21 protein-coding genes and 8 pseudogenes are annotated in these 23,255 nt (G+C 63.4%); 9 read left to right on the forward strand and 20 right to left on the reverse strand.

Annotated features, from left to right (window positions below; all coding sequences use genetic code 11):
• Nucleotides 1-257 precede the first annotated feature (257 nt).
• Both AB4Y36_RS33825 and AB4Y36_RS33830 read left to right on the forward strand, forming a co-directional pair.
• Complete coding sequence (locus AB4Y36_RS33825; RefSeq protein WP_368618925.1) at nucleotides 258-572, forward strand: tyrosine-type recombinase/integrase; 315 nt, start codon at nucleotides 258-260, stop codon at nucleotides 570-572.
• Nucleotides 573-680: 108 nt separating this feature from the next.
• Nucleotides 681-931, forward strand: a pseudogene (locus AB4Y36_RS33830) (ATP-binding protein); the annotation flags it as partial.
• 648 nt (nucleotides 932-1,579) lie between these two features.
• Here the strand turns inward: AB4Y36_RS33830 and AB4Y36_RS33835 are convergent.
• Both AB4Y36_RS33835 and AB4Y36_RS33840 read right to left on the reverse strand, forming a co-directional pair.
• A complete protein-coding gene (locus tag AB4Y36_RS33835; RefSeq protein ID WP_368685327.1) occupies nucleotides 1,580-2,329 on the reverse strand; it encodes a cytochrome b in 750 nt (249 codons plus the stop codon).
• A gap of 96 nt (nucleotides 2,330-2,425) precedes the next feature.
• A pseudogene (locus AB4Y36_RS33840) lies at nucleotides 2,426-2,898 on the reverse strand (DDE-type integrase/transposase/recombinase).
• A gap of 725 nt (nucleotides 2,899-3,623) precedes the next feature.
• On the opposite strand from AB4Y36_RS33840, the gene AB4Y36_RS33845 reads away from it, so the two are divergent.
• From AB4Y36_RS33845 to istB, 4 genes and pseudogenes are all read left to right on the forward strand, one after another.
• Nucleotides 3,624-3,800 carry a hypothetical protein gene (locus AB4Y36_RS33845; protein ID WP_342922278.1) on the forward strand — a complete coding sequence of 59 codons (177 nt, stop codon included), beginning with the start codon at nucleotides 3,624-3,626 and terminating at the stop codon, nucleotides 3,798-3,800.
• Nucleotides 3,797-4,186 carry a DDE-type integrase/transposase/recombinase gene (locus tag AB4Y36_RS33850; RefSeq protein WP_368618927.1) on the forward strand — a complete coding sequence of 130 codons (390 nt, stop codon included), beginning with the start codon at nucleotides 3,797-3,799 and terminating at the stop codon, nucleotides 4,184-4,186. The genes AB4Y36_RS33845 and AB4Y36_RS33850 overlap by 4 nt, the downstream gene beginning before the upstream one ends.
• A gap of 517 nt (nucleotides 4,187-4,703) precedes the next feature.
• A pseudogene (gene istA / locus AB4Y36_RS33855) lies at nucleotides 4,704-5,915 on the forward strand (IS21 family transposase); the annotation flags it as partial.
• Between the two features lie 7 nt (nucleotides 5,916-5,922).
• Nucleotides 5,923-6,691, forward strand: a pseudogene (gene istB / locus AB4Y36_RS33860) (IS21-like element helper ATPase IstB).
• A gap of 466 nt (nucleotides 6,692-7,157) precedes the next feature.
• Here the strand turns inward: istB and AB4Y36_RS33865 are convergent.
• The 3 genes and pseudogenes from AB4Y36_RS33865 to AB4Y36_RS33875 all read right to left on the reverse strand — a co-directional run bounded on the left by AB4Y36_RS33865 (nucleotide 7,158) and on the right by AB4Y36_RS33875 (nucleotide 9,095).
• On the reverse strand, nucleotides 7,158-7,430 hold the full coding sequence (locus AB4Y36_RS33865) for a hypothetical protein (protein WP_368685328.1): 273 nt from the start codon (nucleotides 7,428-7,430) through the stop codon (nucleotides 7,158-7,160).
• A gap of 320 nt (nucleotides 7,431-7,750) precedes the next feature.
• Nucleotides 7,751-8,625 (reverse strand): annotated as a pseudogene (locus tag AB4Y36_RS33870) (integrase); the annotation flags it as partial.
• Nucleotides 8,626-8,927: 302 nt separating this feature from the next.
• Nucleotides 8,928-9,095 (reverse strand): hypothetical protein, encoded by a 168-nt coding sequence (locus AB4Y36_RS33875; RefSeq protein ID WP_218108692.1) that lies wholly within the window; start codon nucleotides 9,093-9,095, stop codon nucleotides 8,928-8,930.
• A gap of 329 nt (nucleotides 9,096-9,424) precedes the next feature.
• On the opposite strand from AB4Y36_RS33875, the pseudogene AB4Y36_RS33880 reads away from it, so the two are divergent.
• Nucleotides 9,425-9,873, forward strand: a pseudogene (locus AB4Y36_RS33880) (cupin).
• A gap of 57 nt (nucleotides 9,874-9,930) precedes the next feature.
• Nucleotides 9,931-10,308 carry a DUF3564 family protein gene (locus AB4Y36_RS33885; RefSeq protein WP_342922276.1) on the forward strand — a complete coding sequence of 126 codons (378 nt, stop codon included), beginning with the start codon at nucleotides 9,931-9,933 and terminating at the stop codon, nucleotides 10,306-10,308.
• A 920-nt stretch (nucleotides 10,309-11,228) separates the two neighbouring features.
• Here the strand turns inward: AB4Y36_RS33885 and AB4Y36_RS33890 are convergent.
• A pseudogene (locus AB4Y36_RS33890) lies at nucleotides 11,229-12,018 on the reverse strand (IS630 family transposase); the annotation flags it as partial.
• A gap of 121 nt (nucleotides 12,019-12,139) precedes the next feature.
• Nucleotides 12,140-12,391: a hypothetical protein gene (locus AB4Y36_RS33895; RefSeq protein WP_368618928.1), complete on the reverse strand. Its 252-nt coding sequence runs from the start codon at nucleotides 12,389-12,391 to the stop codon at nucleotides 12,140-12,142.
• A 275-nt stretch (nucleotides 12,392-12,666) separates the two neighbouring features.
• Between AB4Y36_RS33895 and AB4Y36_RS33900 the strand changes: the two are divergent.
• Nucleotides 12,667-13,344, forward strand: a pseudogene (locus AB4Y36_RS33900) (serine/threonine protein kinase); the annotation flags it as partial.
• 8 nt (nucleotides 13,345-13,352) lie between these two features.
• On the opposite strand, the gene hypE reads toward AB4Y36_RS33900, so the two are convergent.
• From hypE to cybH, 13 genes are read right to left on the reverse strand one after another with little or no spacing between them, the layout of a single operon-like run.
• Nucleotides 13,353-14,429 carry a hydrogenase expression/formation protein HypE gene (gene hypE, locus AB4Y36_RS33905; protein WP_368618929.1) on the reverse strand — a complete coding sequence of 359 codons (1,077 nt, stop codon included), beginning with the start codon at nucleotides 14,427-14,429 and terminating at the stop codon, nucleotides 13,353-13,355.
• Nucleotides 14,426-15,562 carry a hydrogenase formation protein HypD gene (gene hypD / locus AB4Y36_RS33910; protein ID WP_069269198.1) on the reverse strand — a complete coding sequence of 379 codons (1,137 nt, stop codon included), beginning with the start codon at nucleotides 15,560-15,562 and terminating at the stop codon, nucleotides 14,426-14,428. The genes hypE and hypD overlap by 4 nt, the downstream gene beginning before the upstream one ends.
• Complete coding sequence (locus AB4Y36_RS33915) at nucleotides 15,559-15,825, reverse strand: HypC/HybG/HupF family hydrogenase formation chaperone (protein ID WP_069269199.1); 267 nt, start codon at nucleotides 15,823-15,825, stop codon at nucleotides 15,559-15,561. Before AB4Y36_RS33915 ends, hypD begins: the two co-directional genes overlap by 4 nt.
• A 3-nt stretch (nucleotides 15,826-15,828) precedes the next feature.
• Nucleotides 15,829-16,998 (reverse strand): carbamoyltransferase HypF, encoded by a 1,170-nt coding sequence (locus tag AB4Y36_RS33920; protein ID WP_368618930.1) that lies wholly within the window; start codon nucleotides 16,996-16,998, stop codon nucleotides 15,829-15,831.
• Nucleotides 16,995-17,951, reverse strand: a complete 957-nt coding sequence (gene hypB / locus AB4Y36_RS33925) for a hydrogenase nickel incorporation protein HypB (protein WP_069269201.1) — start codon at nucleotides 17,949-17,951, stop codon at nucleotides 16,995-16,997. The genes AB4Y36_RS33920 and hypB overlap by 4 nt, the downstream gene beginning before the upstream one ends.
• Nucleotides 17,952-17,982: 31 nt before the next feature.
• A complete protein-coding gene (locus AB4Y36_RS33930; protein WP_368685329.1) occupies nucleotides 17,983-18,330 on the reverse strand; it encodes a hydrogenase maturation nickel metallochaperone HypA in 348 nt (115 codons plus the stop codon).
• On the reverse strand, nucleotides 18,318-19,388 hold the full coding sequence (locus AB4Y36_RS33935) for a hydrogenase maturation factor HoxV/HupK (protein WP_069269203.1): 1,071 nt from the start codon (nucleotides 19,386-19,388) through the stop codon (nucleotides 18,318-18,320). The genes AB4Y36_RS33930 and AB4Y36_RS33935 overlap by 13 nt, the downstream gene beginning before the upstream one ends.
• Nucleotides 19,385-19,912, reverse strand: a complete 528-nt coding sequence (gene hybE, locus AB4Y36_RS33940) for a [NiFe]-hydrogenase assembly chaperone HybE (RefSeq protein WP_141710942.1) — start codon at nucleotides 19,910-19,912, stop codon at nucleotides 19,385-19,387. The genes AB4Y36_RS33935 and hybE overlap by 4 nt, the downstream gene beginning before the upstream one ends.
• Before the next feature lie 14 nt (nucleotides 19,913-19,926).
• On the reverse strand, nucleotides 19,927-20,160 hold the full coding sequence (locus AB4Y36_RS33945) for a rubredoxin (protein WP_069269204.1): 234 nt from the start codon (nucleotides 20,158-20,160) through the stop codon (nucleotides 19,927-19,929).
• Nucleotides 20,161-20,162: 2 nt separating this feature from the next.
• Entirely contained in the window at nucleotides 20,163-21,023 is an 861-nt protein-coding gene (locus tag AB4Y36_RS33950) for a hydrogenase expression/formation protein (protein ID WP_342922267.1), read from the reverse strand.
• Between the two features lie 29 nt (nucleotides 21,024-21,052).
• On the reverse strand, nucleotides 21,053-21,865 hold the full coding sequence (locus tag AB4Y36_RS33955) for a HypC/HybG/HupF family hydrogenase formation chaperone (protein WP_368685330.1): 813 nt from the start codon (nucleotides 21,863-21,865) through the stop codon (nucleotides 21,053-21,055).
• An 8-nt stretch (nucleotides 21,866-21,873) separates the two neighbouring features.
• Nucleotides 21,874-22,536 carry a HyaD/HybD family hydrogenase maturation endopeptidase gene (locus tag AB4Y36_RS33960; protein ID WP_342952718.1) on the reverse strand — a complete coding sequence of 221 codons (663 nt, stop codon included), beginning with the start codon at nucleotides 22,534-22,536 and terminating at the stop codon, nucleotides 21,874-21,876.
• Between the two features lie 7 nt (nucleotides 22,537-22,543).
• Nucleotides 22,544-23,254 (reverse strand): Ni/Fe-hydrogenase, b-type cytochrome subunit, encoded by a 711-nt coding sequence (cybH, locus tag AB4Y36_RS33965; protein ID WP_069269207.1) that lies wholly within the window; start codon nucleotides 23,252-23,254, stop codon nucleotides 22,544-22,546.
• Between the last annotated feature and the right edge of the window lies 1 nt (nucleotide 23,255).

Genomic DNA, 23,255 nt, shown 5'->3' on the forward strand with positions numbered 1-23,255 from the left:
GTGCGCCATGCCTATGACTGGAAATCTGCGATGAACCAGTTTGCCATCCTGTTTGGCGAGCGGTTTACGCGGGCGCGCGGGTAGCGTTTTTTTTAACCGCCTCGCCCACAAAAATGCGGACAGGTTCTCCGCGTCTGTCCGATCTGGCCGCAGACTGCCAAGTTGTTGCAGCGACTCGTCGAAGAACGCCCGTATCCGCTTAATGCAACCACAGCACTGTTGTCAATAATCGCGGCGACAAGCACACCCGCTTCGGGGTGTACTACCTGCTTCGCAAGCATCTGGTCGCCGCCGGAGCGACCGTACCTACCCTCCGGGAGAAACGCATCCACCCTCATTCTCTGAGGCATACGACAGCGCTCTCCTTGTTAAAGTCAGGTGTAGACTTCCCAGCGATTAGCCAATGGCTTGGTCACGCGAGTCTCGATACAACGATGCGCTATGCGCAATCAGACATCGACATGAAGCGCCAGGCACTCCCTCAAGTGTTTCCAGACATATTGACGAAGGTATCGGCCGACCGAGGAACATTCGGACGCTTGCCGATTATCGACTGGTTGAAGCGGCTCTGATACTTATGTGGAGTTCGAATCACGGCTTCCGACTATCACTATGCCTTGACCCACCGGACTCCACATAACGGTGCACTACACATAGATCGAGTAACGTTATGCAAAACGTTACTGGACGACCTGTCGTATGCTCGCAAGGATCAGGCCGAGGCCAGCGTTCTGTTCGAGCGGATTGCAGAGAGGTATGAGCGAAAAAGTCTTCCGATAACTGCAAACGAAACATTCTCGGACTGGAATGACGTGCTCCCCGACCCCGGCATGACATCGCCGCCATCGACCGGCTTGTGCATCACTCGACGACCTTCGAACTCAACGTCGAAAGCTACCGCCGCCGCAAGGCCGGCGACAAACAAAATGCACTGCGGCGTCAATTGCACGACGACAACCCTGCCAATCCGTTCAGCGCCCAGTTGCCTGACCACGACAACGTTGTCGCAGTAACGATGTGTGTCAACTACACGATCACGCAACGACAACTACGAAGGAGAAACGTCAAATATGAGCTGATATCGAACGACAACTACCCCGTTGACCGGCCAAAATAGTTGTCGCTGACCGGCCGTGCTGGTTGATGCTCTCTAACGCAAGGAATCCAGTACACCTGTCGCGGGACGTTGAGGGCTTCGAGCTGGAGTGTGAAGAATTGAACAAATAGGCGCACGCCTTGGAAACGAACTGCTCGCGACGGGTGCCCAGCCGGTCCAGCAGCGCGAGATTGAGCAGCCGTAGGGCGCTGAGCATGCGCTGGCGGCACTCGGCCGGTTCAAAAGGGTCTTTCGGGCGTGCCTGTCGATGGCGGCTTAATTCCAGGCTCGGGTGCCGTGAAATACGCATTGATGGCGCCGCGTTTCGCGAATCCATGCCATGCTGCGCGGCAACGCCGTGCGGAAAATTTAAGATGTGCTAACCTCCATGAGGTCGATGTTTTGGGCCACCTTGACCGGCGGGTCTTTTCCCAGATACAGGCATCAATGAAAAATGCAGCGACCATGAAAGACAAACCGTATTTAAAGCATCCTTCGCAGCACGTCGTTACGCGAGATCAGTTGGTGCTTGATTACCGCTACCACGTGCAACATGACCAGTCCAACCAGCAGTGCGCAACTTGCGCGATGCACCGCGAACAATTCGTCGGTTAGCGGGCCTTTCTGGAACGGAGTATGGATTTCAACCAGTCCGAAAAACGGATAGCCATTCGGCACCATCAGGAAGCCACTCGCCAGCACTGCAAAGATCATGACGTAAATCAAGAGATGTACTACGCGTGCCAGTAGTTGCTGTTCGACGGACACATCGGGCAGCGCAGGTGGCGCGATTCTGACCAGCTTCCAACCCACCCTCAGCGGAAAAAGCACAATCAGAACCGTTGCTATCGACATGTTCAGTCGCGACAGGAAATCATGCACAGGTCCATTGGCGACCCGGGTGAGCGAGTAACCCGCTACACTGGCGTAAATAATCCAGACAGCAAATGTCCAATGGAAAAATCGTGCGATACCGTCGTAGCGGCCCCGCTCGATCCCGGCCGCCAGCTCTGACCAGTCGCGCAGGCCAGATTGGCCGTCTTGCGGGATCGCGGTTAGCGGCTCACCGGCACGCGAACTGGATCGCTTAGCCGCTCGTGACATCCGGTTCATAACCTCTTCCAGTCCGAAGTCGTTAGGCTGTATCGGGACGCCGCCACGCGTTCCGCCCTTTGCTGATTCAATGCCGGGGTCGGGCGGGTTCTGTCGCAGTAAGACCGAGAGGCCGTCCAAGACCGGTATGGTATGGATTTCCTTATCCAACCAGCGAACATAACTGCTGTGCGGGAGTTTGTACCAACGCCGCCATCGTTCAATTTCCCTTGACGATCATGTGTATGACTTCGATGCCACCCAGGAGAATGCGGACGCAACGAGATTCTTAAACCCGAGCATCGGGCGGGTCCCGCGCTTGATCGCGCGGTGGTCCTGCTCGACGATGTTATTCAGATACTTCGACTGACGGATACTGATCGGCGTCTCCCGCCCGGCGTTGATAGACTCAAACGCAGCGAGATTTGCCCCACTCTTGTCGTTCGGTCTCCGCCTCGGGTGCGCCGTTGCGCTCGATCGATTTTTCAAAGTGGCGCTTCGCGGCAGCCTTGTCAGAAATCGATCGCGTCTCCCGCTTTGTCCACGGCCCGGTACAAGTACTTCCACTGTCCTTTGACCTTGATATCAGTCTCATCCACGCGCCAACTCCTGACGACTTCGCGCTTGCGACGCCAAATGGCTTTTCCCGAACGGGCAGCAACTTGACCGCCCACCGGTGCACGGTTGAATGATCGACATCGGTGCCGCACTCAGCCATCATCTTTTCCAGATTTCGCAGGCTCAGTCCATAGTCCACATACGAGGGCACGCACATCAGCAGCATGACATCGAGCGGATGGTGCAGTCGCTTCAGAACCTTCGCAACTTCTGGGGCAAGGGCCGTTCGTGGCGTCAGTGCCTTCTTATTCATCGGGTCAGTACCAGTTCGTCAGACGCGCATTCTAGCGTTCCGGCACTAACGCGACACAACCATATTCGCGTCGACAACGCCAATTGCGTTCAGGCAGGTCATGAAAATTTGCATTCGTGACGCCCAGTACATCGCCGAACGCACTATGCGGCATTTCCATGTCGACTAAAAATCGATTGTTTGGATAACACAGATCCACGTAACGAATGCATGCGTGCGAGAAATATGCGCGCTGATGGCTTCGCCAAATCAGCTTTCAGCCGGTAGCTTCAGCAATGTCACGTTGCTGACAGCGGCGTCGGGTGACAACTTGCAATGCAAAATACCGAACTGCTTTTATCACGGCGATCGCTTCTCCGCGACGGTAGGGTGCAATTTGGGTGCGCTGGTCTGTTACGCTCGGGATTTTGACGAGCACGAGCCAATGCGTAAGCTAAAAGACATTGACGGATTGCTCAACGGGCGCCACTTCGCTCGCGAAGTTATTGTCCTCTGTGTGCGCTGGTACCTGCGTTACAATCTCAGACTTCACCTCGCTGAAATGATTGCCAAGCGTGTCTGTCGATGTCGCACACGACGATCATGCGCTGGGCCCAGCGCTTCACGCCGGAATTCGTCAAACGCTGGAATCGGCTGGCCTTGAAAGCCGGTCAGTCAATCGACGAGACCTATGTGAAGATCCCTGCCAAATGTGTCTATCTTTACCGCGGCTTGACCGGGCGGGAAAACGATCGACTTTGACTCCCGCCAAGCGAAATGTGGCTGCGGCCCAGGCGTTCTTTGCGAAGACGATCAGAAGTCAGGGGCGCCCTCGGGCTACGATCACGCTGGACGGTTACGCGCCTCACCGCGCGGTGTGCGAAATGAATGCCGATGGGACCTTGCCTAAAGACGCGACGTTGCGGTCCTTGAGATACTTGAATGATCTGATCGAGCAAGATCAGCGCAACATCAAGTCCAGGGTCAACGCGATGCTCGGCTTCAAATGCTTCAGAAACGCGACCGTCACGATCTCGGGCATCGAGTTGATGCATCGCATTCGGAAGGCGCAATTTGACCTTACGAACCTGCGCCTCGAAGATACAAATGCGCCCGCTATTTGGAAGGCAGTTCTTTCTGCTCAATGAGGTCGCCGCAAACACGCTGCTTCTCACTGCTATTAAAATTGCACCAAAGCCGGAGTGTAAGGCCAACGCGCCTCAGGCGTCCGCGATCGAGCCGCGCGACACGCAGCTTTAATCGGCGACCGCCCGGCGTCGGACCACGGTGCTGCGGATCGAGAGCACTCGTCACAGGGTTCGCCAAAAATCGCTGCCGCAGCCGATAGGCAGTTGTCCGGACGTCAAGCAACTGTCCAGCGCGCTTAGACTGAACTCGAGTCAGCGGCCCCCTCCGAGCGGTCGCAACACCTAACACCGCCGCCACCTTCGCGGCACGGCTGTCTATCTCGTCAGAGGACGCCATGGTGCCCCCTCGCCCGCGCTCTTGATCGCGCTAGCTGAATTAGGGGGAGCGGACGAGGCCGGCGGGAGTCGACGGCAACGACTACACTGGACCGTTGAGCGGCGCTGGGGAGACGGTCATGGAACTACGTTGGAAAATCTATCTGGAGCGGCGGGGAAAGGGAGAAAGGGGCACTGTTGGTATACCGGCAGTTACGACGCCGTGAAGCGCATGCTGCGCCGGCTTGCGGCAGAACGCGTCGTCAAGGCAACGACGACCCTCGAATTCGCGCCCGCCGAAGCCACCCAGGTTGATTTCGGCGCCGGCCCCGTGCTCACGCACGAGTCCGGCATCCCGCTCAAGACGTGGATCTTCGTCATGACCCTGTGCTGGTCCCGGTATCAGTATGCCGAGGTTGTGCTTGACCAGACCGTCGAGACGTGGCTGGCCTGTCATCGCCGCGCCTTCGAATGGTTCAGGGGTTGTCCTTCCCGGGTGACGATCGACAACGCCAAGTGCGCGATCATCCGGCACTGCATGCATAGCCCCGAAGTCCAGCGTTCCTACGCGGGGGTCGCCGAAACGTATGGTTTCCGCATCGAACCATGTCCGCCGCACGACCCAGCCAAGAAGGGAATCGTTGAATCCGGAGTCAAGTACGCCAAGAAGTCCTTCGTACCACTACGCGAGTTCCGCGATCTGGCCGACGCGAACCGTCAGTTGCGCGAGCGGATCCTGCAGCAGGCCGGCGTGCGCGATCACGGCACCACGCACGAGCGGCCGCTCACGCGCTTTGCGATCGAGCGGCCGCTGCCCACGCGCCTGCCCGATGTGCCGCCAGTACTGGCCGTGTGGTCCGAGGTCAAGGTGTATACGGACGGCCACGTTGTCTACAAGAAGGCGCTGTACTCAGTGCCCTTCACGCTGGTCGGCAAGCAGCTATGGCTCAAGGCCACCGACACGGTCGTGCAGGCGTTCCACCGGCACGAGCTCGTCGCAACCCATCCACGGCTACGCAAACCGGGGGACCGCCACACCGTGCGCGACCACCAGCCGCCCGAGGCACAGGCCTGGCTCAAGCACGATCCCCAGTGGTGCCTCGCGCGCGCGAAGGACATCGGGCCAGCCCGCCACGCCGTCATCCTCGCGATGTTCAACAACACGGTGCTGGAAAACCTGCGCGGCGCAAAGGGCATCGTGCGCCTACGCGAGAAGGTGGGCGATGAGCGCCTGAACCCCGCATGCGAGCGCGCGCTCGCGTTCTCCGGTCCCCACTATCGCACCATCAAGACGATCCTCGACAAGGGGCTCGACAGCGAGGCTGCGGCGCCATCTACCGCAACGGCGCCCACCGATACCAACCTGAATGGTGGCCGATTCGGCCGCGACCTTCAATCCCTTCTGATCCATTAAGCCAGCCATGAATCCGAGTCCCGAACTGAACCCCATCCTCAAGCAGCTGCGCCTCTCGGGCATCCTTGACTCGCTCGAGCAGCGCAACCGCGAAGCCATTGACGGGCAGCTTGCCTACACCGAGTTCCTCGCAATGCTGCTGCATGACGAGATCGCTCGACGCGACACGAAGAAGTTGGGCGTGCGGCTTGCCCGTGCCGGCTCGAGACGTTCAACTTCGATCTGGGGCCCAAGCTCAACCGAGCCTATATCCACGATCTCGCTACCGGTCGCTCCATCGACGAGAAGGTCTGTGTCTTGCTGGTCGGCGGAACAGGCGTCGGCAAGTCACACCTGGCGCAGGCATTGGGCCACTGCGCGGCCCGGCAAGGGCGTGACGTGTTGTTCATCTCACAGACTGATCTGCTCAAGAAACTGCACGCAGCTCGCGCCACAGACCTGGACGAGCGTAAGTTCCAGCAGTTCGTACGTGTGCCGCTGCTCATCATCGACGACTTCGCAGTCAAACCGCTGCACCCACCCCACGACGAAGACTTCCACGACCTGATCGCCGCCAGGTACGAGCGAGCGGCTTTGACCGTCACGTCAAATTTAGATCTGAGTGAATGGGGCGACGCGTTCCCCGACAACCGCATTCTGGGCGCCGTGATGTGGACCGGCTACGACACGGTGCCTATCGCGTCGTAATCGAGGGAGAGAGCTTCCGCAAGCCCAAACCGATGCCGGCGAGCAGTGAAAACGCGGTTGCCAAATCGGGCAAAAAACGGCATTCTTGAAGCCGTTCGAATCTGCGCTTTACCCCCGCTTCCGCTGGCTCCATTACGCCGCCCATCCCCGGCTCGATTACGCCGCCCCGTGACAGCGAGCACCGGACGCCGACATTAGCGATTTGCTGCCGTTCAACTACGCGAAACGGCAAGCCGAAACGAGCGCGAACTGATCGGCCAATTGCGCGCCACCCATGAAGTCGGCGCGCAATACCCGAGTGCAGTCGTGGACATCGTCGGCCATGCCAGGCCGCCGCGATGCGGCCACGCTCGCCTCTCGGTTGCGAACGATTCTCCATCGGGTGTGGTGAATTTAGCGCTTACGGTTATCCCGCGTCGCCATCCCTCCAGCTTACTGCTCGGTTACGCGTGGAATTCGCGCTCGGGCAGGCGTGGAGTCAGCGTTCGGTTTGGCGTGGAATACGCCCTCATGGCCCATGGCAGGAGGTGCAATATGACTGCCGTCCAAGATTTTTTATGATCCTGGCGGGCGCGGCCATAATGGCTGAAAGTGAGCAGGCGTATGGAGGATATGCACAAGCCGGCCTTGCTGACCAAGAACCGGATGAGCTGTGACCCGCCCACTCTGATCGACCTCAATGGTCTGGATGCGTATGTCAAGGCTGCGCGCGAGCCTGTCCCCGGCCGCGTAGATGTCGATGAAGTCATGCTCATCGGCCAGGCCATCCGCGATCAGCCCACTTCGCAATGCCTGCGCCTCGAGTTCCCTCGTCTGCTCCGTTTCCACCCCGGGCTGTCGCCTGATGTTGCGCACGAACTGAAGAACTGTATCCAGCAGGCAGTTGTTTCCCACCCCGCTGGCCCCCCTTCTCCGCGCTCGATTGCGCCAGAAACTCGTCAAGACTGCCATAGCTGCGAGCAAACTCGAACTGCTGCAGGACGGGCGCCTAGGCCGGCGCGGCACCCGCCAGGGGGCGGGGAGGCGGCTGGGCACGTGCGGCGCGCGCAGGGGGCGCGGGGCCCAGCTACTGCGAAGCGCGTGGCCGGGATCCAGGGCCCGGGGCGCTACCGCAGGCGCGCTTCGCGTGGCGTTGTGCGGCCCGGACGGTGCGGCGTGCCGTTGTAGCTCGCGATCGCGTATTCGACCAGTTCCTCGAGCTCGTCGAGGGAAACATACAAACGCAGGCTACCCTTCGGATCAGCCAGCGCCCGCCGCAGATCGCGCGGATGCGAGCCGGTGTAGCCTAGCAGGCGCGACGACAGGCGGCTTGCGACGGTCCCGAAAAAACGCTCGATGTAGGGTCGCTCGTCCGGGCTGTGGCGCGGCCCCGCATCGACAAGGCACCCAACGAATTCACAAAGTGCCCTGATCGTGTCGTCGGCCAGGTTCGCTTTTGCGTTGTCGAGCTTCATACGTTCCCACACGGCATACGCGAGCTCCGGCATACGCTGCGACGCGAAACCCTCTTGCGCACCGTAGCCGAGTCCGGCGATCGTGAAGTCCTTCACGCGACGAGGCTCAAGCGCGTTTTCGATGGTCTTGATGACATCGTAGCGGCTGTACTCGCTCGCCAGCACGATGTGATAGCCCAGCACGACGCGCGTGTACACGTCGATGATCACCAGCAGCCAGACACGTTCCATTTCGAATTCGTGTTCAAATCACAGCGGATCGCGCACCACGGACTTGGGGCAGATATCGAGCCGGTGGCCGTCGAATTCGACGACCTGACAGGGACGAGTCGCCGGCACCTTCACGTCGTCATCAAAGCGCGGCCCCCCCTTTCAGGTGCGATGCACCGGCGGCGCGCGCGGCTGTACCAAAACTGCGCAGCATTTCCGCCTTCAGCCGGCACGACAGGGAACGGATCGCATGCCCCGCGATGTTGAACGGATAATCCGCTGCAGTCAGGCCCACCGAGCGGCACTGGCGCAGGAACTCGTCATGCATCGCCGGCAGGCACGCGAAGACGCGTGCGCAGGTGTTACGGTCGGGATTCGAAGTTTAGGAGGCGAAGTGACGAATTTAATGCGGACTTATGCGAATTGACGCTTTTATTACGATTCAAAGGTAAATAAAACCGTCACGAGGGGCGCGCTTTGGCTCTTGGTTACAGGGAACGGGTAGTGTCAAATTTATTGCGTCCTACGTCGAGCGTGCCACGTATGTCGACCTGCTCGATAAAGATGCGAAGCAGATCGGTTTCCGCGGCAGGGCGGCTCGTGACCCCATTGATCACCACGACGCCGCCACGTTTGACAGCCCTCAGGCTGTCCGCCCAGGTCACGGCCCCGATGTTGTCACGACTGCATCAGTGCGGCGCGGCAACTGATCGGCGTGGCGGAATATCCGGTTGGCGCCGAGGCGCTCGGCGATCGCGGCACCCTCGTCATTGTGCGACGTGGCCACGAAGCCGGCAGCACAATCCATCTGAATGAGCGCAGTCGACATGCCGCCCGAAGCGGCTTGCACCAGCAAGGACGGCGGACGCTGCGCTCATACTCCGCCGTTGACCGGGGCACTCTCGCGCACTTTTATCAGGTATCACATAAGAGTCAACGTGCCACGAGGGCTGGCTCTCGCAGGAACGGTGTACGTCAGCCAGAAGCCTGGCGTCGATGCGAGCCGGCCGATGGATAGCGTGACGTCGATCCAGGTCTGTCACAAATCCGGAAACAGGGGCAACCATCACCGCGTGCCAAGTCAAATTCTGGATGCTGGAAGACGTCGTGCTTCCCAAACCTAGTGCCCCTTCTTCCATCGCACTCGGGAGACCTGTCATGCAAACCGGACTCACCACTGGTTTTTCTCACGTCAAGCCGCAGGACACGTCACTCACGCGCGGTGGGCTGCGCGATTTCTTTGTCTATCGTGATCTGGAAATCGTCAGGGGCACAAGGTGGTCGCGCAATATTAGGGCAAATCTTGCGCCAAAGTCGGGCGCGGGCTGGCACCCGCATGAAGCAGATTTTCATATCGTCAGCATGCTCTAAGTCGGGGCGAGCTTCGTGTACACCGACAAGGAAACGCTCGTCGAAGCGGGTGATTGCGTGCATCAGGCGCCGTCCGTTTCGAACACGCGCCTGACATGGAGTACATCGAAATCGTGAGCCCTGCCGAATTTAAATCGGTAGACGCGGAAGCGCCGTGCCGGCGCCCAAGTAAGTATAAAGCGGCAGCAAGCGACACCCTGACGCATGCACAAGCTTGCCGCTGCACCTACAGTTGATATGTCCGTCGATTACTGTGGCGGGTCACGAAGCCACGAACACGACCGGAGAAATTCATGCGCATCACGCTCCATCTCAGCACCTTCGACCGCCTTGACCCGAATGCCTATGCGATCCTTTGGCTCGACAACGACACCCACAAGTGGTCGCGCGAAGGTCATGCCGGTCTCCAATTCCCCGACTGGGGAAAGCTGCGGGTCGATGCTCGCGGCACGCTGGTGTGCGACCAGCAGAATGCGCGCCCCCTGTTCATCCTCGACGGTCTCGCCGTGGAAGCCCAAACTGGCCCGTTCGAGGGGGAATCAGGCGAGGCACTCTGGTGCTGCACTGAATGCGAGAGCGGATCGGTCGTTGCAGGGCACTGGCATGTGCAGTGCGTCGACAAGGACACCGTGCTTGCCGAGCACAGCGTGTTTGCTGGGGACGAGGTCTGACCTCGGACGCGCCTTCGCCTCGTTGCATGCGAATCTTCGGTGAATCCCTGAAAGCCCGTGTCAGCGGGCTCGAACTATTCCAGTTCCGGAATGATGCGTCTGGTTAGGGACAAAGGATGCCGACGTCCAAATCGACCAACCGCTGCCGATGACACGAACTGGCTTTTCGAGCATCGTGTTCAACAACGGCCTCACCCCGGCGCAAGCTGGGTATTCGTACTTTTGGTGCAATTTCTGGCGATCTGATCGAAAAACCTTAAATACCACCACCTTGCACTCCTTCGGCTAGTCAGCAAAGCCTTGTAGCGTGGGGCTTTGAGGAACGCAAGCGCCAAAAATTGCACCAAAGATCGTGTCAGAGTGCAAGTCCTGCGGGCACAATTCTTTTACCCTCATCCCTGACCGACGGAGATACGACCACGTTTAAAGCTCCCACACGCCCACTTAGACGACCCCTGCATCGCTTGCAACGGGAGCCACACTCTGGTCAGCGGCCCTACGCTGCCAAACGACTTTTGCAATCGAGATATCGCTATACACCGCCCCCTTGAGCGCTCCGTTTGCGGAATTAAGGGTCGCCTCCGTACGCTTGCCGCCGGCGAGGAATCTGTACGGGGCGTCTTCACCGAGACCTGCGAGCTGTCCTTTGATGCCTGCGAAGCGCGCCGTCTTGCGATTTGACTCGTAGAAGCTCGTCTTCCTATCGATTACTCGCAAGAGGTGTCGAATGGCAAGCGACTTGGGTCGCCGCGTCCCTGCACCGATTTCAGCTGATCGGTACTGACCTTAAACCTCGGAAACTTCATTTCCACTCCCGTACGAAACTCCGCCGCTTCATCAGCCCAAATTTTCGGCAGATCAATGTCGGGATCCAGTGTTCTGTCCCAGAAATAATTTTGCATAGCCGAGCCACTTTCTGGAATTGAATCGGCGGTCTCGGTCCACACGAACGGCCGGCCGTGTTGGTTGTACTGCTCGATATATCGCTCGCTGGTGATGAGTTGCCGCACGTTCTTGAACGACCCTCGACGGATCGCCTGCTGTGTAATCAGGCCAAACCAGCGTTCAACCTGATTCAGCCAGCTTGAGTAAGTCGGCGTGAAGTGTATGTAGTAGCGCGTATGCCTGGCCAGCCACGCCCTGACCTTGGGATGCTTGTGTGTCGCATAGTTGTCGACGATCAGATGCACATCGAGATCGGCAGGCACCGCCTGATCCACATGCCTGAGAAACGCCAGGAATTCCTGATGTCGGTGGCGCGGCTTACATTGCGCAATAACTTCACCCGTTGCCGTATTGAGCGCGGCGAACAACGACAGATATCGGGCCACCGAACTCTTCGAAATCCCTGTCTGCGCAGCAGCGGAGCGCACGCTCCAGTGCGTTGCCCCATCCGGCTTCTCATGCAGCATCCTCGCAAGCAATTCCGCGACTGCTTCATCATCATGCGTGCGAGGCCGGCCTGGACGGGCTTCATCATGCAGACCGGCAAGTCCGTGGGCAACAAAGCGCTTCTTCCAGTGCGTAATTGCAGGCGGTGTTACTTCGCACTGCGTCGCAATCTCTTGACCGGTATGACCGTCAGCGGCCATCAAGATAATCTTTGCCCGGCGCACGAGAGAGTGAGGCAGCGAACGCGAGCGGCTCATTGAGAGCAATTGCTCTCGGCTCCAGCTCCGACACGACAAGCTCGATTCCTTTGCGTCCCATGATCGCCCCCAACTCACCGTGATTCGATCATAGAACAATCTGAATTTACGTAAAGTTATTTCTGGGACAGAACACTAGATCCTTCCAAATACCCGTGCAATATCCCGCGCGAAACTTCGTGTCAGGATTCTGAGGCGGCTATGTGATGGAGCCTGGGATCGACTACGACGAGATCGAGACCTTCGTGGTGCCGAAAAACACCACGTATATCGTCCGCGCCGAAATGGACCACTACGACGAAGACCCGGAGGACGAAGTCGGCGCTTCCTGCATCGTTGCGGTCACCATGCAGCCTCAAAGAAATGATAAGTATTGCCGTAGACGTGAACGACTTGATACCGGGGCCGGCGGCGACGTAGTCGATAGCCCTCATCGAGCCCCTTCAGGTTCCGCCGTTGGAAGGGACGGCTGTGTCGACCAAGGCCGCGCCACATGGGCTAGCCAGCCAATAAATGAAAGTACTGATTCGGCTCCAGCACGGCCGATTTGAGGCGGTTCTAGAGAAGAACGCCTGGCTCTACACGCGTTGCTGACTCCACAGATGTTGCCGTGTAGTGTGCTTGAAGGGCACGTCCGCCGCTGTATGAGCAGACGAATGAGTTGCCTCTCTTGATTGACGGGCACGAGCGCGACGATAAACTACGTCAGATGGACTCCCTACACGGTACCGACGTAAATCGCAGCGCCAGCATACTGCGCGAGGATGGCGAGTTCACGCTCTACCGGGTCCAGCCCACCGGCAGCACCGGCAGTGTGCTGGTGGTACGTCCCGCCGACGAACATCCCCCAACCGCCCTTCTCGAACGCCTCGCTCACGAGTTCGCGCTGAAGGACGTACTCAACAGTCAGTGGGCAGCGCGCCCTTTGAAGCTGGTGCGCGATGACGCACGGATGGTACTAGTGCTCGAGGATCCGCTTGGCGAACTGCTCGAGCGGCAAATCGGCGGACCTGGCGAGGTGGGACATGTGTTGTCCCTCGCTGTGGGCATTGCAGCGGCGCTGGGTAAAGTCCATCAGCACGGCCTCGTGCATAAGGACATCAAACCTGCGCATATTCTGGTGGACTGCGTCGACGGCCACGTGCGGCTCACTGGCTTTGGAAGCGCCTCTCGACGCACGTATGAACGGCAATCGCCGGAACCGCCGGAAACGATCGTCGGTACCCTCGCCTATATGGCGCCTGAGCAGACTGGGCGGATGAGCCGCTCGATCGATTCGCGCAGCGACCTCTACGCATTCGGAGTCACGCTCTATCAGATGCTCACAGGGACCCTGCCGTTCACCGCGGCCGACCCGATGGAGTGGGTACATTGCCATGTTGCACGCAACCCGGATCAGCAGATCCGCGGCAGTTGCTCGCCCGAAAGCCAGTCGGCAATGCGCCGGCCACCGAATTTCGTCTCAATCTGAACGAAGCCATGCGCGTCCTCGACCACTTCGCCGATGCGCGCCGCCGCCACGCCCAACGGATGCGCGCGCATCGCCGCGAGCAGTTGCGGCGCGTCGCCGCTTGCGCAGATCGCGACCAACTTGCCTTCGTTGGCGACATAGAGCGGATCGAGGCCCAGCAGCTCACACGCCGCATCGACTTGCGGCAGCACGGGAATCGCGCGCTCCTGAATGCGCATCCCGACGCGCGACTGGCCGGCGATCTCGTTGAGGGTCGTGGCAAGCCCGCCGCGCGTGGGGTCGCGCAGCACGCGCACGCGAGGCGTGACGGCAAGCATGTCCGCCACGAGCGTGTGCAGCGCGGCGCTGTCCGAGCGGATCTGCGTTTCGAAGCCCAGGTCCTCGCGCTGCGACATGATCGCCACGCCATGTTCGCCGATCGTGCCCGAGAGCAGCACGACATCGCCGGGCCGCGCCTGCGAGCCGTCGATATGAATGCCCGCGGGCACGACGCCGATGCCGTTCGTGGTGATGAACACACCGTCGCCCTTGCCGCGCTCGACGACCTTGGTGTCGCCCGTCACGATCGGCACGCCGCACGCGTGCGACGCCGCGGCCATCGACTCGACGATGCGGCGAAGATCCGCCAGCGGGAAGCTCTCCTCCAGGATGAAGCTCGCGCTGAGATACGAAGGCCGCGCGCCCGCCATCGCGACGTCGTTGACGGTGCCGTGCACGGCGAGGCTGCCGATGTCGCCACCTGGAAAGAACAGTGGCGAGACGACGTGCGCGTCGGTGGCCATCACCATGCGCTCGCCTGGGCCTTGCGCAAGCGGCGCGAACGCGGCCTGGTCGTTGCCCTGGCGCAGCCATTCGTTGTCGAAGGCCGCGACGAACAGCTCGCGGATCAGTTGCGCCGACGCGCGGCCGCCCGCGCCGTGGCCCATGTCGATGCGGCCGTCGCGAAAGTTCAGGGGCCGCACGAAGGCGGGCTTGACCGAAGATGGGTGGGCTGGGCTCATGCTGCGACAACCGGAATATCCTTGAAACGACCATAAGAGTAATGCGCGGCGCACGCGCCTTCGCTCGACACCATGCACGAGCCGATCGGATTCTCGGGCGTGCAGACCGTGCCGAACAGCGTGCAGTCGCGCGGGTGCTTGAGACCGCGAAGGATCGCCCCGCACTCGCACTTGCGATGATCGGCGACGGGCCGGTAGACGAGTTCGTAGCGGCTTTCCGCGTCGTAGCGCGCGTACTTCGGGCGAATGCGCAGCGCGCTCGCCGGGACCTCGCCCAGGCCACGCCACTCGAACGACTCGCGCGTTTCGAACACGTCCTGCATTAGCGCCTGCGCGGCCGCATTGCCCGCGCGCGTGACGGCGCGTGCGAATTCGTTCTCCACCTCGGCGCGGCCGTCGTTGACCTGGCACACGAGCAAGAGGATCGCCTGCAACACGTCGAGCGGCTCGAACCCGGCGATCACGACCGGCTTGCGATACCCCTGCGCGAAGGCCTCGTAAGGCGCGGAGCCGATCACGATGCTCACGTGCGCGGGGCCGACGAAGCCGTCGAGCGGCACCGCGTTCGCGTCGACGGACGGCGCGGCGAGCAGCTGAGTGATGGCGGCGGGCGTGAGCACGTGGCAGCACAGCACGCTGAAGTTCTCCGCGCCGCTGGCCGCCGCCTCGCGCACGACGAGCGCGGTGGGCGGCGTGGTGGTCTCGAAGCCGATTGCGAAAAAGACCAACTCACGCTCGGGATGCTCGCGCGCGATGCGCAGCGCGTCGCGCGGCGAATACACCATGCGAATGTCCGCACCGCGCGCCTTGGCACGCTGGAGCGACAGGCCGTCCGAGGCCGGCACGCGCATCGTGTCGCCATAGGTGCAGAGGATCACGCCGCGTTCGAGCGCGAGGCGAATCGCCAGATCGATGCGCCCGATCGGCAGCACGCAAACCGGGCAGCCGGGACCGTGGATCATCCGCACGTTTTGAGGCAGGAGATCGGCCACGCCGTAGCGGGAAATCGCGTGCGTGTGACCGCCGCAGAACTCCATGAACTGGTAGCGGCGCTCGATCTGCGTCTGCGCCTGGATGCGCCCGGCAATGCGCGCGGCGAGTTCGCCGTCGCGGAATTCGTCGACGTATTTCATTGCGCGGCTCCGGGTTGCGCGATGGGCGCGTCATGCGCCTCGCCAAGCGACTGGGCGACTTCGCCGAACAGCGCGAGCGTGCGCTCGGCCTCTTCCGGGTCGATCACGCCCAGCGCGAAGCCGACATGCACGATCACGTAATCGCCCGGGCGCGCGTCTGGCACGAGCGCGAGCGAGACCGTCTTGCGCACGCCCCCGAGATCGACGACGGCCGTTTCGGCGTCAGACCATTCGATGAGCCGTGCGGGAATAGCTAAACACATGGGCTAACTCCTGATTCTTGGCGCAGTCGCGAGCATCGCGCGTAACTGCGGATCGTATGCGGCAACCCAAGCTTGGCCAAGCGCGAGGCCGGCGTCACCACAGGGTACTGTGCCGGGCATGTGGGTGCGCACCCCGCGCGTCGCGAGAGACGTGCGCAGATGCGCGGCGAGCAGCCGGTTTGCGAAGCAACCGCCGCCAAGGAGCACGGAGCGACCTTGCGCGGCGAGCGTGGCCCAGTGGGCGAGCGCCGCAGCCAGTGCGAGATGAAAGACGGCGGCGCCGCGCGCGGCTTCGCCCGCGTCCGCGAGCGTCAGCAACTCGGCGAGGAGCGGACGGAGGTCAAGCTCGCCGTTGTCCGTGACTTGCCACAGGTCCGCCACATTGGGGGCCTCGTGCGCGTCGAGGTAGCCGCTCGCGAGCCTTTCGAGTGCGATGGCCGCCTCGGCTTCGGCGCGCTGGCGCAGGCACACGCCGAGCAGTCCCGCCGCAGCGTCGAACCACCGTCCCGCGCCGGTGCTCGGCGGGCAATTGCGGCTGCGCGCGAGCATGACGCCGACCGTGCGCGCGGCGCTATCGCCCACGGCGGCCGCGAAGCGCTGGTCGATTTCGTCGCTCCGCCCGAGCGCGTGCAGGGCGGCGGCGGCCATGCGCCAAGGCTCGCGCGCCGCGACGTCGCCGCCGGGCAGCGCGAGCGGCGTGAGACTGCCCAGGCGCCGCCAGCCGGCGGGCGCCACTTCCAGCAGTTCGCCGCCCCAAGCGGCGCCGTCCGTGCCGAGACCCACGCCGTCGAGCGCGAGGCCGACAACGTGCTCGCTCAACCCGTGCTCGGCCGCGACCGCGCCGATGTGCGCGTGATGATGCTGAACGGCGACGGTCGGCACGCCGAGCCGCTCGCCCCATTCGAGCGCGACGCGCGTGCTGTAGAAGTCGGGATGCAGATCGTGCGCGATCGCGCGCACGGGCCGCCCCGCGCGCGCGGCGGCCTCGACGAGCGCGGCCACCGACGTATCGAGCGCCACGCAGTGCGCCGGGTCGTCGAGATTGCCGTGCAGCGGCGACCAGTGCACCTCGCCGCCGATGCACACGCACGCGGCGTTCTTCAGCCACGCGCCGGTGGCGAGCACCGTATGATCGCCGAGGGCATGCGGCAGGTGCTGCACATGCGCCGTCATACGGCGTCTCCGGCGCGCCGCTGCTCAGCGCGCAACGCCGCAAGCTCGCTCTCCAGCACGCCGATGCGCTCGACAATCGGGTCGCGCGCACGCGCGATCCAGTCGAGCCACGCATCGAGGCCTTCGCCGGTCGTGGCCGAGAGCCGGATCACTTCGATCGACGGATTCACGCGGCGCGCATACGCGATGCACTGCTCGACGTCGAACTGCACATAAGGGAGCAGGTCAATCTTGTTGACGATCATGAGGCGCGCGGCTGCGAACATGTCGGGATACTTGAGCGGCTTGTCCTCACCCTCCGTCACCGAGAGGATCGCGACCTTCGCCTCCTCGCCGAGATCCCACACCGCGGGGCAGACGAGATTGCCGACGTTCTCGATGAACAGCACGCTGCGCGGTGCGTGGGACGCGAGGGACGCGTGCTCGTGAGCATGGTCGTGCAGCGACAGCCGCCCGAAGGCCGCCGTGACCATCGCCGCGTCGAGATGGCAGCCCTTGCCCGTGTTCACCTGGATCGCGGGCGCACCGGCCGCGCGAATGCGCTCGGCGTCGTTCGCCGTCTGCTGGTCGCCCTCGATCACGCCGACGGGCAGACCCGGCATCCGCTCGCGCAGCGCGGCGATCGACGCGCACAGCAGCGTCGTTTTCCCCGAGCCCGGGCTCGACACGAGATTCAGCGCACGCACGTCGTGTGCCGCGAATTGCCGCCGGTTGGCGGCGGCATGGCGATTGTTCTCGCCCAGCACATCCTGCTCGAGCTTGATGGTGCGCCCTTGGTCGAGGCCGGGCACCGTCACGCCCGCTGGCCCGAGGCCGTAGTCCAGGTCTTGGCCCGATGCGCCCGGGTGGGCGTGGGAATGAGAGCCGGAGTGGCCGTGCGCCTGCGCGCCCTCGTGCCCCTGAGCGGCGTTTTGCCGATCGCCGGGGCTGTCGCACCCGCATACCACGCACATGTTGCTTCTCCTTGCGCTAATCCGATGATTGTCAGGCATCGTCGACTGTCAGGTCGACGATGCGCAGCTCCGTGCCGCCGTTCGGCTGGAGCCAGTAGCCGCCGCAGTGTGCGCAGGGGTCGCCGCGCACGGCCAGCGGCACGGTCGCGTTGCAGGTCATGCACCACGCGCTGCCCGATGGTTCCTCGACCTCGACGCGCGCGCCGGCAAGGCAAGTGCCAGTGGCGATTGCTTCGAGGGCGAAGCGCAGCGCCTCGACCTCGACGCCCGCGAGTCGCCCGACTTCGAGCCTCAGCACCTTCACGCGGACAAAGCGCTCGCGCTTGGCGGCCGCTTCGACCGATGCCAGCACGTCGCCGGCCAGGCTTACTTCATGCATATCGTCGGTTCCGCCCGGTCGAGCGCATAGGCGATACACGGATCGAACGCGCCCATCCACACGCCTGCGTGCGCGGCGAACGCTCCATCGCCGGGCGCGGGGTCGAGTCGCGACAAGGCTTGCGCGAGCGTGCCCTGGCGGTGAAAATTCCACTCGGTCGGCGCGACCACGCGGTAGTCCTCGATGCGCGCCGTATCGTCCGGCGCGAGTCGCACCCAATGGACCAGCACGCCGCGCGCCATCTCGCACCAGCCGAGCGCCTCACCGGGCGCGCACGTCAGCGCGCCAAAGCGCAGCGCACGCGCGCCGTCGGCCGCCGCTAGCCGCACCACGTCCGCGACGCGCGCGCCAAGCCGCAGCCAGGGCGTATCGTAGTCCAGCGCGCACGGATCGTCGCTACGCGTCCACACGCCGGTCTCCGCGGGCTGACCGCGTTGCAGGGGAGCGTGCGCGAAAGCCGGACTCCCGGCAATCGCTGTGGCCAGTTCGCTCAACCGCGCTTCGTCGATCACGAGTGGCCGCGGCGTGGCACGGGTTGTATCGGCGTATGGACGGCAGTCTGCCAGCAACCGGGCCGGGAACGTCTTGGCCCGCGCGCTCCAGGCGCTAAGGCAGCCACGCGGATCGTCCGCCCAGTGTGCGAGCCATTTGCACCCAGGCATGCCGAGAACATGCCGCTCCACCCAGTCGGGCGAGCCTGCCGCTTCGACATCGGGCAGCCTATGCGGCGCGGCGGCGGCAAGCCTCACGGGCCAGTCGGTCCAGATGCAGCGCAGCTGCACGGCGAGCGTTTCGCGCGTAAGCATCGAGGTATGAGCCGCTTTGACGGCATCCTCCCGCTCGTGCACCGCTGAGCCGCCCGCCGCGCCGACGGCAAGTTCCGCGCAGAGTCGGTGCGCGAGTCCGCACAGCGCGAACAGCGCCGAAAGCCGCGACGCGGCGGTTGCCGCCGGTTGCCCGCGCAGCAGCGTGGCGGCGAGCGGCGGGCGGCCGCCCGCGATGCTGTCCTGCCGGCCGGGGCGCACCCGGTATTGCCCGGCCAGCGTCGCCGCATTCATGCAGCGCTCCCGAACGCGCCCGGCCGCAACAGGAACGCGCGCCGCGACGCGCGCGGCGCAATGCCCGCTGGGTCGCCGTTCCCATCGCCCTTCGCGCCGACTTCCCCGCCGCGCAACTGCGCGAGGACGGCCTGCGCGGTGGCGACGGCGCTCTCCTGGCCGGCGAATTCGAACATTGGCGAAAAGAGCGAACAGCACGCATACGCGCCCACGCCTTGCACGTGCGCGCCGATCCATTCGACGTTGCCTACGCGCAAGCGTGCCTTGCCGCACGGCCGCGGACATGGCACCGAATCCTGCATCGCGCCGGGCGGCCTGAGGAGATTCATGGACCACGGCGTGATCAGCACGCCGAGCCAGGCACCTCGCGCCCCGGCCTCCCCGGGCATCGGCGCGAAGCCGATTGCCTCGACGGGCAAGGCGCGATTCACGACCGGCAGATCGCGCATCGCACCGTTGGCGACCGTCTCGAAGTGCGCGACCAGCGCCGCCACCCGTGGCTCGCCGCGCGGGGTGTCTCGCACGATGGCGCGCGCGGTCAAGCCGCGTCCCCCACCACCATGAACTGGTCCGCCGCGCCGTCGCAAACGGGGCAGCGCCAGTGCGCGGGAAGCGCCGCGAACGGCACGTGGGGCGGAATCTGCCAGACCGGGTCGCCTTGTTCGGGATCGTAGATCCACCAGCAGATCTTGCATTCGAGGCGCGTATGAGCCGCGATGCGGCTGCTATCGCCGAGATAGCTGCCCTCGAATTGCATCATGCGATCGTTCATCGTCACGCTTCGCCTACCCACTCGATCAACTGGGCAAGGCGCTCGCACGAATCGGCGATGTCTTCCGGCGCGGCGCGCACGACCTCCGGCAGATCGGTGATCTCGATCGTGTTCAGGATCAGCGTATCCTGCGAGTTGAAATACGCAACGCGCCAGCAGTTTGCGATCGCCGTGCTGCCCACGCGGCAATTTCCGTAGCCGCGCGCGAGCACCTGCACGGAGCCCTCGCCCAGCATGGCGTCGATCAGTTGTTCATCCCCCGGCGACAACGGCAGGAGCGTCAAATTGACGACATGGGGCGCGTCCCCGGCACGCCAGCGCGCAACATGATCGCGCGCCTCGCTCAGGACCGACGGCGCGTTCATCACGCCCGGTGGCAACGACCCCGGCAACGGCGCCATCGGCTGCGTCCCCTCTGCGGGCCGCGCGAGGAGCGCCGGTGCTGCACCGATTTCGAGGCGGTCGGCCGCGCTCGCGCCACCGGGCTCGACCACGCGCCACAGCCCGGTTAACACCGTCTCCTGGATCAGGACGCTGCACCGCTGCGCATTGTCGATGCGCGCGCTGACCTCGCCCTCGCCCAACACGTCGTTGAGAATGCGCAGCGCCACCGCGTCGCAGGTCGTCAGGTCGATCGCTTCGGGCGGCGTGCCGGGTTCGTATGCCGCCAGCACGCGCAGTACATCGCGCAGCACGCCGCGCGCGGCGTCGAGCGCCCGCGCGTCGGCGCGCTCGGGCAGCGGCGGCGCTACATAGGTGCGCATGCCTTGCGGCATCGGCAGATAGTCGAGCACCGCATCGCCCTCGTCCTGGCTGCCGTGGCCGAATGGCACGACGGGAACGGGAAACGGAGTCATGGACATGGTTGGCAATCCCGATGATTGATCGATGTTCAATCGACGCTTGGTAACGGATAGTGACAATCCGCCGAAGCGCCGGCGGCGTTGACGGGAATGCCAACCGAAGGCACCCGCGTAGTCGGCTGCGCGAGCGCATGGGCGACGTTGGCCACGTAATCGTCCCAGTCCATCATGCCCGCGAGCGTCGTGACATAGCCGCCGTCGCGCAGCCACAGCAATGCGGGCCAGCGCTGAGAGCCGACGCGGCGCACGATCGCGTCCTCGCCTTCGCGCGTCGCCACAGCCACGCGCAATGGGCGGCCAAAGCGGCCCTCCGCGAGGCGCGCGAGTTCGGGCAGCACCACGGCCACGTCGAGGGATTCGGGAAAGCGCACCGGGTCGCCCGCAAGCAGCACGACGCATTCGCCGCTATCCGCCAGCCAGTCGTCGAGTGTGCGTTCGTCCACGAACTCGGCGTGTCCGTCGTCGATCAGCCGCTGCACCACGGGCGCCACCTCATGCGCGGCGCCGCCCGTATTTGTCACGTCGATTCCTTGGTGGACCGGTGAGTGCCGCGCGCCGCCAGTCAGCCGGATCAGGTCGTCCACGCCGAGCGCGGACGGCAATTCAAAATGCGCGCTCGCGCGGGCCATGGCGGCATCGCCCGCCAGCGCCCGCTCGACAAGCGAGAGCGTCGCGTCGATCTCCGCCGCGCGCGTCGCGTCGAGCTTCTCGCGCGCCGCGTCCAGAAAGACCAGCAGCCATTCACCGGCGCTGCACGGGCCAACCAGCGACGTGTCGATGCGGCGGCGCTCGCAGCGCCCGTCGCAGGACGCCTGCAAGCCCTGCACCTCGATTACCCGCATCGGCACGCCTACGCACACGACGGCGGCTCCTCGCGGCGCGTGCGCAGCAGCACGCGCTCGTCGCCGGTGCGGCACGCATCGGCTTCGCTCGGCCGCTCGCCTTCGTAGCGCGCGAGCGCGAGATGCGGCAGCGTGACCGCCTCGTCGGCGCGCAGCGGGGTGCGGCGCGGCGAGGGTTCACCGCACCATGCGGCAAGGCGCTCGACGCCCAGTTCGAGCGCGCGCTCCAGCGACGCCTTCATGGCGGGCCGCAAGCTGCCGCCGTAATCGTCCACTTCGTCGGGCTGGCAGCCGACCAGCAGCACGCGGCGCGGATACCGGCCGGTCAGGCGCGCGAGCATCAGCACCTCCTGGAAGCCGGTCTGGTGCAGGCTCATCTTGCGCACCCCGAGAAACGCCGGAACGTCGTCATCCTCAACGATCTTCAGCGTGCCGGGCGCGAGACCGTAATCGACCGCGTCGAAAATCAACAGGCTGTCGGCGGCCTGGACGTACTGGACCAGATACAGCCCTTGCGTGCCGCCGTCCATGAGGCTCACGTGCGGGGCGAATTCGAAGCGCTGCTGGAGCGCCTCGATGCAGCGCACGCCAAAGCCCTCGTCGGCCCACAGCACGTTGCCGATGCCGAGCACGACGATGGCGGGCGCGCCGCTTTGCGGGGAAGTCAGCATCGCGGCCTCACTTCTTGAACGTGCGGTGGCCCGAGATCATCGAGCCGACCACGCTCTGGCGGCCCATGATGTCCTCGCGAATCGCCGCATAGACATGCAGGATCACGAAGATCATGATCGCCCACATGCCGAGGTGATGCGTGGTGTGCACGCCTTGCGACTGGCCGAACAGCGGACGCACCCAGCCAAACGCAATCTGCTGCCACGAACCCGCCTGCGCGCCTTCGCCGTACAGCGCGAAGCCGGTCACGATCATGAACAGGGAGACCAGTAGGAACACGAAGAACATTGCGAGTCGCGACAACGGATTGTGCCCGCTGAACTGGCACGGCGTGGGCCCGACAAACGCGTAGTAACGCAGCATGGCGAACATGGCGAGCCAGTACTCGCGCGAGAACACCGGCACCCAGAACATCTCGCGCGCATGGTGATTGCCGACAATGGCCCAATAAGCGCGGCCCGCGAGTCCGATGGCGAACAGGTAGGCGGCGGTGAAATGCGCGAAGCGGATATAGCCCATCAGTAAATGCGCGCTTGCCTCGCCGGGCTGCGTGGGAAGCGGCGAGCCGATCAGGTAGCCGGTCACCGCGAGCACCACGATCGATGCCGCGTTGATCCAGTGCCAGACGCGCACCGGCGCTTCGTACACGTAAATCGCCTCGGCGGGCGGAACGGTGTCGCGCGCCTCTTCGCGTCGGGAATACGATTGCATCGTCATC

Origin of the sequence: Paraburkholderia sp. BR10936 (assembly GCF_040965735.1) — a bacterium.
Classification (GTDB): Bacteria; Pseudomonadota; Gammaproteobacteria; order Burkholderiales; family Burkholderiaceae; genus Paraburkholderia; species Paraburkholderia nodosa_A.

What these genes read in the sequence shown, in the direction of transcription:
- AB4Y36_RS33845 (WP_342922278.1), top strand. Translation starts at nt 3,624, where the DNA reads ATGTCGCACACGACGATCATGCGCTGGGCCCAGCGCTTCACGCCGGAA.
- AB4Y36_RS33875 (WP_218108692.1), bottom strand. Translation starts at nt 9,095, where the DNA reads ATGTCGACTGCGCTCATTCAGATGGATTGTGCTGCCGGCTTCGTGGCC.
- AB4Y36_RS33885 (WP_342922276.1), top strand. Translation starts at nt 9,931, where the DNA reads ATGCGCATCACGCTCCATCTCAGCACCTTCGACCGCCTTGACCCGAAT.
- AB4Y36_RS33895 (WP_368618928.1), bottom strand. Translation starts at nt 12,391, where the DNA reads ATGAGGGCTATCGACTACGTCGCCGCCGGCCCCGGTATCAAGTCGTTC.
- hypE (WP_368618929.1), bottom strand. Translation starts at nt 14,429, where the DNA reads ATGAGCCCAGCCCACCCATCTTCGGTCAAGCCCGCCTTCGTGCGGCCC.
- hypD (WP_069269198.1), bottom strand. Translation starts at nt 15,562, where the DNA reads ATGAAATACGTCGACGAATTCCGCGACGGCGAACTCGCCGCGCGCATT.
- AB4Y36_RS33915 (WP_069269199.1), bottom strand. Translation starts at nt 15,825, where the DNA reads ATGTGTTTAGCTATTCCCGCACGGCTCATCGAATGGTCTGACGCCGAA.
- AB4Y36_RS33920 (WP_368618930.1), bottom strand. Translation starts at nt 16,998, where the DNA reads ATGACGGCGCATGTGCAGCACCTGCCGCATGCCCTCGGCGATCATACG.
- hypB (WP_069269201.1), bottom strand. Translation starts at nt 17,951, where the DNA reads ATGTGCGTGGTATGCGGGTGCGACAGCCCCGGCGATCGGCAAAACGCC.
- AB4Y36_RS33930 (WP_368685329.1), bottom strand. Translation starts at nt 18,330, where the DNA reads ATGCATGAAGTAAGCCTGGCCGGCGACGTGCTGGCATCGGTCGAAGCG.
- AB4Y36_RS33935 (WP_069269203.1), bottom strand. Translation starts at nt 19,388, where the DNA reads ATGAATGCGGCGACGCTGGCCGGGCAATACCGGGTGCGCCCCGGCCGG.
- AB4Y36_RS33945 (WP_069269204.1), bottom strand. Translation starts at nt 20,160, where the DNA reads ATGAACGATCGCATGATGCAATTCGAGGGCAGCTATCTCGGCGATAGC.
- AB4Y36_RS33950 (WP_342922267.1), bottom strand. Translation starts at nt 21,023, where the DNA reads ATGTCCATGACTCCGTTTCCCGTTCCCGTCGTGCCATTCGGCCACGGC.
- AB4Y36_RS33955 (WP_368685330.1), bottom strand. Translation starts at nt 21,865, where the DNA reads ATGCGGGTAATCGAGGTGCAGGGCTTGCAGGCGTCCTGCGACGGGCGC.
- AB4Y36_RS33960 (WP_342952718.1), bottom strand. Translation starts at nt 22,536, where the DNA reads ATGCTGACTTCCCCGCAAAGCGGCGCGCCCGCCATCGTCGTGCTCGGC.
- cybH (WP_069269207.1), bottom strand. Translation starts at nt 23,254, where the DNA reads ATGACGATGCAATCGTATTCCCGACGCGAAGAGGCGCGCGACACCGTT.